The following is an 8797-nucleotide window of genomic DNA, read 5'->3' as shown; positions in this document are numbered from 1 at the left end:
CCCGCCCTTCTCGGCGGAGCCACACGGGTGGGGAATTTCGATGAGCGTCAGTGGGGAATTTCAGTGAGCGCGGTCAGCTTCGGGCACCCCCATCAACAGCGATCCGATTCCGCCGCCTCGGGCGCCCTCCCCTGCCCGCCAGCCGCCGATCACCACCTCCTGGGTCTGCCAATGCTTGTCTTTGATCCAGGCCGGAGATCGGCGACCCGGCCGATACGGCGAATCCCATCTCTTGGCGATCACGCCCTCCCAGCCGAGGCGGCCCGATTGCTCGAGGGCCTTGGCGCCATCGGGTGTCAGGAGCTCCTTGACCACGAGACCTGTTCCCCGGGCGAGTGTTTCCAACAGGCGTCGCCGATCCCGGTAGGCCACGCGAAGCAGCGGGCGGCCGTCGAGATAGAGCAGGTCGAAGGCCCAGAACTCCAGGCGAGCGGCGCGGGCGCTGTTCTGCATCGCGGCGAAGCTGGGGACGCCGCGGTCGTCGAGCGCGACCAGTTCACCATCGAGGACGACGTGGTGTTCGGCCAGGTCCTCGGCCGGAAACGGCAGTTGCGGGTACTCGGCGGTGACGTCACGGCCGCTGCGGGCACGCAACCGGACCTCGCCGTTCTCGGCTTCGGCCAGTAGCCGGTAGCCGTCCCATTTGCCTTCGAAGGCCCACTGATTCGGGTCCAGCCGGGTCACCGAGCCGTGCGTGGCCAGCATGGGGGCCAGTTCGCTGAACGTGAATGCCTGCTGGTCTTTCATCCGGTGCGCCAGCCACTGGTCGCCGGCGGTGCGGATCAGCGCGTAGCGCCCGGAGATCCGGCTGCCGGACAGCACGACGATCACCTCTCCTTTTTCGGCCCCTTCCCCGGCCGGGTCCTCGAACTTCTCGGTCACATACGTGCCCGAATCCCAGATGCGCACCGTGCCGGCACCGTACTCGCCCTTGGGGATCGTGCCTTCGAAACTGCCGTACTCCAGGGGATGATCCTCGGTGCGGACCGCGAGATGGTTGACCGCTGTCGTCTCCGGAAGATTCTTGGGCACCGCCCAACTCACCAGCACGCCGTCGCGCTCCAGCCGGAAGTCGTAATGCAGCCGGCGCGCGTGGTGCTCCTGGATGACGAAGCTGTTGCCGCCGCCCGGCACCGGCGCCGTGGCCGGCACCGGTTCGGGGGTCCGGCGCGCATCGCGCTTGGACCGGTAGACGTCAAGCCGATCCTGGGCCGGCAGGGCGCGGTCCAGGGCGGCCAGCAGATCGCCGTCACGGGCGACGCGTTGCAGCACCTCGTCATAGCGCAGCTGCCGCAGGTCGGGGTCGTCGAGCTCCGCCCAGGTTCTGGGGGCCGCAACGGTCGGGTGATCGCGGCCGCGCAGCGAGTACGGGGCGATGGTGGTCTTGGAGGCGTTGTTCTGGCTCCAGTCCAGGAACACCTTCCCGGCTCGAAGCTTCTTGGCCATGGTCGCGGTGACCAGCGTGGGCATCGTGCTTTCAAGTTGCTGCGCAACGCGTTTGGCCAAGACCACCGCACCGGCGCTGCTCACCGGCGGGTCCAGGGCGGCGTAGACGTGCACTCCCTTGCTGCCGCTGGTGAGGGGGAACGTGGGCAGGCTCAACTCGGCCATCAGCTCACGGACGGCGCGCGCCACCTCGGCGAGCTGACTCATGGTGACGCCCTCGCCGGGGTCCAAGTCGAAGACCAGTCGCGTTGCCGGGCCGGGCTTGAGCACCCGGCCGCCGTGCGTCCACTGCGCTTCGAAGCGCCACTGCGGGACGTGAACCTCCAGCGCGGCCTGCTGGGCGATCCAGGCCAGCCCGTCGAGATCCTCGATCACCGGATAGGTGGTGATGCCGGAGCGATGCTGAATGTCGGTGCGAGCCAGCCAGCCCGGCGCTGAGGACGCCAGCTGCTTTTCGAAGAAGGAGCTCTGCTCGACACCGTTGGGCCAGCGTTTGCGGGTCGCCGGGCGTCCTGCGATGTGCGGCAGCATCACCTCGGCGATGCGGGTGTAGTAGTCGAAGACCTCGGCCTTGGTGGTGCCCGTCACGGGGTAGAGCACCTTGTCGGCGTTGGTCAGCGTGACCCGTGTCGTGAGGGACTCAGCGGCCATGCAGCCAACCTACGTCGTGCCAATGCCGGTTACCGGCACTCTGGCGTGGGCATACTTGCCTCATGCGCTCCATCTGGAAGGGCTCGATCGCATTCGGTCTGGTCAACGTGCCGGTGAAGGTCTACAGCGCCACCGAGGACCACGACATCAAGTTCCGCCAGGTACACGCCAAGGATCACGGCCGGATCCGCTACCGGCGGGTGTGCGAGGAGTGCGGCGAAGTCGTGGACTACAGCGAGATCGCGCGGGCCTATGAGTCCGACGACGGCCGCATGGTGGTGATCACCGACGACGACATCGCGAACCTCCCCGAAGAACGCGACCACGAGATCGCGGTGCTCGAGTTCGTGCCGGCCGCCGATTTGGACCCGATGCTTTTTGACCGCAGCTATTTTCTGGAACCCGGATCGAAGTCGATCAAATCCTATGTGCTGCTGGCCAAGACGCTGGCCGAAACCGACCGGGTGGCGATCGTCCACTTCACGCTGCGCAACAAGACCCGGCTGGCGGCGTTGCGGGTCAAGGACTTCTCCAAGCGCGAGGTGATGGTGGTACACACCCTGCTGTGGCCGGATGAGATCCGCGATCCCGACTTTCCGTCGCTCGACGGCAAGGTCGAGATCAAGCCGGCCGAGCTCAAGATGGCCGGGCAGGTGGTCGACTCGATGGCCGACGACTTCGACCCCGACCGTTACCACGACACCTACCAGGAGCAGTTGCAGGAGATGATCGCGGCCAAGCTCGAAGGCGATGAAGCCTTCACCCCCGAGGAGCATCCCGCGGAGCTGGACGCCACCGAGGACGTCTCCGACCTGCTGGCCAAACTGGAGGCCAGCGTGAAGAGGCGCTCGGCCGCCGAGCAGACACCGCCCGCGAAGAAGGCTCCCGCCAAAAAGGTACCGGCCAAGAAGACGGCGGCCAAGAAGACGGCGCGCACCTAGGCCGGGGGCCCGCCGCCGCGACGCCAACCGTCGAATTAGAACGTGTTTCAAAGAAGGGGTTCAGCCCGCCGCCGATCCTTGTTAGCGTTGCGCGGTGATACTCGACAAGTTCCGAATTGACAATCAAACAGCGGTGGTCACAGGTGCCGGCAGAGGACTGGGCGCTGCGATCGCGGTCGCGTTTGCCGAGGCGGGCGCGGATGTCGTCATCGCCTCGCGCACCCAATCCGAACTAGAGGCCGTCGCGCAACGAGTCGAGGCGGCGGGGCGTCGTGCGCACATCGTCGTCGCCGATCTGGCCCACCCCGAAGAGACGGCAAAGCTGGCCGGCGAGGCGATCGAGGCGTTCGGCAGGCTCGACATCGTGGTCAACAACGTCGGCGGGACGATGCCCAACACCCTGCTGACCACGTCGACCAAAGACCTCAGGGACGCGTTCACCTTCAACGTCGTCACGGCGCATGCGCTGACGGTCGCAGCGGTGCCGCTGATCCTGGAGCACTCCGGCACAGGCTCGATCATCAACATCACCTCCACCATGGGGCGGGTGGCCGGACGCGGGTTCGCCGCCTACGGGACGGCCAAGGCGGCGCTGGCGCACTACACCAGGCTGGCCGCACTCGATCTGTGCCCGAAGATCCGCGTCAACGGCATCGCACCGGGATCGATCCTGACCTCGGCGCTGGACGTCGTGGCGTCCAACGACGCGCTGCGCGCCCCGATGGAGAAGGCCACACCGATGCGTCGGCTCGGCGACCCCGACGACATCGCGGCAGCCGCGTTGTACCTGGCTTCACCGGCCGGCAGTTACCTGACCGGCAAAGTGCTCGAGGTCGACGGCGGCCTCACCTTCCCGAACCTCGATCTGCCCGTCCCGGACCTGTGAGGAACTGACCATGACCATCCGCGTGGCACAGATCGGCACCGGCAATGTCGGTGTCCATGCGCTCAAGGCACTGATCATCAACCCGGAATTCGAGTTGACCGGCGTCTGGGTGTCCTCGGATGCCAAGGCCGGCAAAGACGCTGCGGAGTTGGCCGGGGTGAGCACGCCGACGGGCGTGACCGCGACCACCGACTTGCAGCAGGTGCTCGACGCCAAGCCCGACTGTGTGGTCTACACGGCTCTGGCCGACAACCGGCTCCTCGAAGCGCTCGATGACTTCAAGCGCATCCTGAGCGCCGGAATCAACGTGGTGGGCAGCAGCGCGGTGTTCCTACAGTACCCGTGGCACGTGCTGCCACCGGAGATGCTCACCCCGATCGAAGACGCCGCGCGGCAAGGCGGTTCGAGCCTGTTCGTCAACGGCATCGATCCGGGATTCGCCAACGACCTGCTGCCCCTGGCGTTGGCGGGCACCTGCCAGAGCATCGAGCAGATCCGCTGCATGGAGATCGTCGACTACGCCACCTATGACAGCGCCGCCGTCATGTTCGACGTGATGGGCTTCGGCAAGCCGATGGACGAAACACCGATGTTGCTGCAGCCCGGCGTGCTGAGCCTGGCGTGGGGTTCGGTGGTGCGCCAGCTCGCGGCCGGCCTGGGGCTGCAACTCGACGCGGTCGAGCAGTCCCACACCCGGGTGCCCGCGCCGGAGGACTTCACCATCGCCTCCGGCGCCATCGCGAAGGGCACGGCCGCTGCCTTGCGCTTCGAAGTGCGCGGCATGGTCGACGGCCGGGCCGCCGTGGTGCTCGAGCACGTCACGCGGCTGCGCGAAGACCTGTGTCCGCAGTGGCCGCAGCCGGCGCAGCCCGGGGGGTCCTACCGGGTCGAGGTGACCGGCGAGCCCTCCTACGCCCTGGACCTGTGTCTGTCGAGCCCAAACGGCGACCACAACCACGCGGGTCTGGTGGCCACCGCGATGCGGGTGGTCAACGCGATTCCGGCGGTGGTGGCGGCCGAGCCGGGTATTCGGACCACCCTGGACCTTCCACTGATCACCGGCAGGGGCCTCTACCGCGCCTGCTGAGCGCGGACGCTCCGCCGGATTTCCGGCTACCCTGACTTTTCTGTTCGTCGGACGGAAAGGGCGCCGGTGGCCGCAGACACCGCGGTGCGACTCAAGCCGGGCTGGGCGCTGCTCGGCCCGGCTTTCGTCGCGGCCATCGCCTACGTCGACCCGGGCAACGTCGCCGCCAATGTCAGCGCCGGAGCCAAGTACGGGTTCCTGCTGGTGTGGGTCATCGTCGCGGCCAACGCCATGGCGGGCCTGGTGCAGTACCTGTCGGCGAAGCTCGGATTGGTGACCGGGAATTCACTGCCGGAGGTGATCGGCGCCCGCAGCAGTACGCCGGTGCGCATCGCTTATTGGCTGCAGGCCGAATTGGTTGCCATGGCAACAGATCTGGCCGAGGTGGTGGGCGGCGCGATCGCCCTGAACCTGATCTTCGGATTGCCGCTGGTGCTCGGCGGTCTGATCACCGGGACGGTGTCGATAGCGCTGTTGATGGTGGGCGACCGGCGCGGACCGCGAATGTTCGAACAGGTGACCAGCGGGCTGCTGCTCATCATCGCCATCGGATTCCTGGCCAGTCTGGTGGTCGCCCCGCCGGCGCCGGCCGATGTCGCCGCCGGCCTGATGCCCCGTTTCGACGGCGCTGAAAGCGTGTTGTTGGCCACCGCGATCCTGGGGGCCACGGTGATGCCCCACGCGGTGTACCTGCACTCGGGCCTGGCCCGCGACCGGCACGGCCGACCGGAGCCCGGCTCGGCACGACGCCGACTTTTACGGGTGACCCGGTGGGACGTCGGCTTGGCCATGCTGGTGGCCGGCTCGCTGAACCTGGCCATGCTGGTCGTGGCCGCCCACAATCTGCGCGGACTGGACTACGCCGACTCCATCGAGGGAGCGCACGCCGCGGTGGCCAACACCCTGGGGCCCACGTTCGCGCTGTTCTTCGCGGTCGGGTTGCTGGCCTCTGGCCTGGCTTCGACCTCGGTGGGCGCCTATGCCGGCTCCATGATCATGGCGGGCCTGCTGCGGGTGTCGGTCCCGCTGCTGTGGCGCCGGCTGATCACGTTGATCCCGGCGCTGGTAATCCTCGCCGCCGGCCTCGAGCCCACCCGGGCGCTGGTGATTTCACAGGTGGTGCTGTCTTTCGGCATCCCGTTCGCACTGGTGCCGCTGATCCGGGCGACAAGCGACCGCACCCTGATGGGTGACGACGCCAACGGGCAGCTCACCTCCGCGTTGGGCTGGGCCGTCACGGCGGTGATCGGCAGCCTCAACATCGCGCTGATCTACCTGACCCTGCATTAGCCGGCGACGGTCCGCGGCAGCCGGTAGCGGCGATCAGGCACGCCCGGATGTTTGTTAATCAAACTAATTACTTGCTAGACTAACTAAATAGTCTCACCAGCCACTTCGAGGAGCACGCCATGGCACGAACCGACAACGACACGTGGGACCTGGCCACCAGCGTCGGAGCCACCGCGACGATGGTCGCGGCCGCCCGGGCCATCGCCACCAAAGCCGAGAATCCGCTGATCGACGACCGCTTCGCCGAACCACTGGTGCGCGCCGTCGGTGTCGACTTCCTGACCAGGTGGGCCGCCGGCGACTTGGAGGGCACCGACCTCGACGACCACGACTCCGCCTGGAAGCTCGGTCAGATGCCCGACGCGATGGCCGCCCGCACCCGCTTTTTCGACGCGTTCCTGACCGGCGCCACGCAGGACGGGATTCGCCAACTGGTGATCCTGGCATCAGGCCTGGACGCCCGCGCCTACCGCCTGACCTGGCCCGACGGTGTGACGATCTTCGAGATCGACCAGCCGGCGGTGCTCGATTTCAAGGCCGCGACGATGGCAGACCTGGGCGCCGAGCCGACCGCGGATCGGCGCGCCGTGGCGGTCGATCTCCGCGACGACTGGCCGGCCGCATTGATCGCGGCGGGTTTCGACCGCACCCAGCCCACCGCATGGATCGCCGAGGGACTGCTCGGTTATCTGCCGCCGCAGGCACAAGACCGGCTGCTGGACAATCTCACCGCGCTGAGCGCCGACGGCAGCCGACTGGCCACCGAGGCCATCCCGAACCTGTCCGCGGCCGAACAGGAGCAGGCCCGCGAAACGATGCGCAGCGCCACCGAGAAGTGGCAGGAGCACGGCTTCGACCTGGAGTTCTCCGAACTCGGGTATGAAGGCGACCGCCACGACGTCGCCGCCTACCTGGCCCCCTTGGGCTGGGCATCGACCGGCCAAAGCCTGGCCGACCTGTTGGCGCAGTACCGGCGTCCCACGCCGGAGCGCGATGCCGGGGCGGTGACGATGGCCGACACCACCTACTACACCTCGATCAAGCAGGGCGCGATCAAGCAGGGTGCAGAGCCCGCCTAGGCGGAAACCCCCTCGCGCGCCTTCGCCTTCTCCTCGTAGTAGGTGGCACGTTCGTCGACCATCTTCATGTAGCCGGCGATCTGCTCACGCGCCTGCTCCCCCGCCTCGCCGAAATCGTTGCGCTCATCGACCTTCCAGAATCGCAACACCGGCTGCACGACTTCGTCGTGGTGGATGCGCAGGTCGTAGATACCGGCCTTGGCGATCATGACGGCGTTCTCCTGGAAGCCGGGCATGTTCATCCCGGGCATCGCGAAGCCGAGCACCTCGTCACGGATCGCACACATGGTGTCGTCCGGGGCGATGTCGAAGGCTGCCTGCAGCAGGTTGCGGTAGAAGATCATGTGCAGGTTCTCGTCCAGGGCGACCCGGGCCAGCAACTGGTCGGCGATAGGACACCCGGAGGCTTTGCCGGTGTTTCGGTGCGAGACCCGCGTGGCGAGTTCCTGGATCGACACGTAGGCCAGCACCTGCAGCATGTTCTTGCCGCCAGAGTCGTAGCCGGCGATGGTGTGGCGCATCCGCATGTTCTCCAGATTCACCGGGTCGATCCCGCGGGTGACGATGAGGTAGTCGCGCAGCGCGATGCTGTGACGGCCCTCCTCAGCGGTCCACTGGCCCACCCAGCTACCCCAGGCCCCGTCGCGACCGAAGGTGGTGGCAATCTCCCGGTGGTACGACGGCAGGTTGTCCTCGGTCAGCAAGTTAACCAGCAATGCGGCTTTGGCGACCGGGTCCAAGGGCGAGTCTTCGGGAACCCAGTCCTGTCCGCCGAGGAAGGCGAAATCGCGCCCCCGGCTCCACGGCACGTAATCGTGCGGCAACCACGGCTTGGCCGCTTCGAGGTGGCGGTTGAGGTTCTGCTCGACGATCGGCTCCAGTTCGTGCAGCAGCTCCGTCTGGACGTTCACCATGCTTCTAGTCCCCTCCCTAAAGAACTGTGGCCCTCAGTTGGCCCCCCAGCCCAACCTACGGTTCCGTAGGTTAAGGCCCACGGTAAACATAGGCTCGGCACCTGTCAACCACAAACGTCCACGCTTTGACGCTCTCGGTGACCACTTTTCACGCCAGCGGCAACCTTTCCCGCGCTCCGCGGCGCCCGCGGCGCGCCCGCACCGCGGGCGGTCGAACCACCTGCGGGCGGTCCGCCTCACACTTGAAACGGCGCGCGACGCTCACGGCGGCGTCGTGGACGGGGCTCTGGTACTGCACCAGAGCAAAAATCGCGGGTGGCGCCGACGCCCTATGGGCCAACCGTCAACTCGGCGACACCGAAGGGCAACTCGGCGACGCCGAAGGGATGAAATTCTGCCCCGGAAGGAGCTTAAGTGAATTCCGGTTCTTTTGTGGCGCCGACTGCGGTCGGGCCAGCTCCGGCAACACTAAAACCGACTGCCCGCGGTTCCCCTTCGTCCGC

Annotated in this window: 6 protein-coding genes and 1 pseudogene; 5 read left to right on the top strand and 2 right to left on the bottom strand. The window is 67.1% G+C overall.

Features of this window, described 5'->3' with window-relative positions; all coding sequences use genetic code 11:
- Window positions 1-63: 63 nt before the first annotated feature.
- Window positions 64-2097: pseudogene (locus AWC02_RS08540) on the bottom strand (ATP-dependent DNA ligase); the annotation flags it as partial.
- A gap of 62 nt (window positions 2098-2159) precedes the next feature.
- Between AWC02_RS08540 and ku the strand changes: the two are divergent.
- From ku to AWC02_RS08515, 5 genes are all read left to right on the top strand, one after another.
- Window positions 2160-3038 (top strand): non-homologous end joining protein Ku, encoded by an 879-nt coding sequence (ku, locus tag AWC02_RS08535; RefSeq protein ID WP_085128349.1) that lies wholly within the window; start codon window positions 2160-2162, stop codon window positions 3036-3038.
- Between the two features lie 94 nt (window positions 3039-3132).
- A complete protein-coding gene (locus AWC02_RS08530; protein ID WP_085128348.1) occupies window positions 3133-3924 on the top strand; it encodes an SDR family oxidoreductase in 792 nt (263 codons plus the stop codon).
- A 10-nt stretch (window positions 3925-3934) separates the two neighbouring features.
- The gene (locus tag AWC02_RS08525) at window positions 3935-5011 is read left to right on the top strand and encodes an NAD(P)H-dependent amine dehydrogenase family protein (RefSeq protein WP_085128347.1); all 1077 of its coding nucleotides are present in this window, start codon (window positions 3935-3937) and stop codon (window positions 5009-5011) included.
- A 66-nt stretch (window positions 5012-5077) separates the two neighbouring features.
- Window positions 5078-6301, top strand: a complete 1224-nt coding sequence (locus AWC02_RS08520) for an Nramp family divalent metal transporter (RefSeq protein WP_085128346.1) — start codon at window positions 5078-5080, stop codon at window positions 6299-6301.
- Between the two features lie 119 nt (window positions 6302-6420).
- Window positions 6421-7380 carry a class I SAM-dependent methyltransferase gene (locus AWC02_RS08515; protein ID WP_085128345.1) on the top strand — a complete coding sequence of 320 codons (960 nt, stop codon included), beginning with the start codon at window positions 6421-6423 and terminating at the stop codon, window positions 7378-7380.
- Here the strand turns inward: AWC02_RS08515 and AWC02_RS08510 are convergent.
- Window positions 7377-8294 carry an acyl-ACP desaturase gene (locus AWC02_RS08510; RefSeq protein WP_085128344.1) on the bottom strand — a complete coding sequence of 306 codons (918 nt, stop codon included), beginning with the start codon at window positions 8292-8294 and terminating at the stop codon, window positions 7377-7379. The two genes, AWC02_RS08515 and AWC02_RS08510, sit on opposite strands and share 4 nt — an antisense overlap.
- Between the last annotated feature and the right edge of the window lie 503 nt (window positions 8295-8797).

This window comes from Mycolicibacter engbaekii, assembly GCF_002101585.1.
GTDB classification, from domain to species: domain Bacteria; phylum Actinomycetota; class Actinomycetes; order Mycobacteriales; family Mycobacteriaceae; genus Mycobacterium; species Mycobacterium engbaekii.
This window is presented reverse-complemented; position numbering and strand designations above follow the sequence as displayed.

What these genes read in the sequence shown, in the direction of transcription:
- AWC02_RS08510 (WP_085128344.1), bottom strand. Translation starts at nt 8,294, where the DNA reads ATGGTGAACGTCCAGACGGAGCTGCTGCACGAACTGGAGCCGATCGTC.
- AWC02_RS08525 (WP_085128347.1), top strand. Translation starts at nt 3,935, where the DNA reads ATGACCATCCGCGTGGCACAGATCGGCACCGGCAATGTCGGTGTCCAT.
- ku (WP_085128349.1), top strand. Translation starts at nt 2,160, where the DNA reads ATGCGCTCCATCTGGAAGGGCTCGATCGCATTCGGTCTGGTCAACGTG.
- AWC02_RS08515 (WP_085128345.1), top strand. Translation starts at nt 6,421, where the DNA reads ATGGCACGAACCGACAACGACACGTGGGACCTGGCCACCAGCGTCGGA.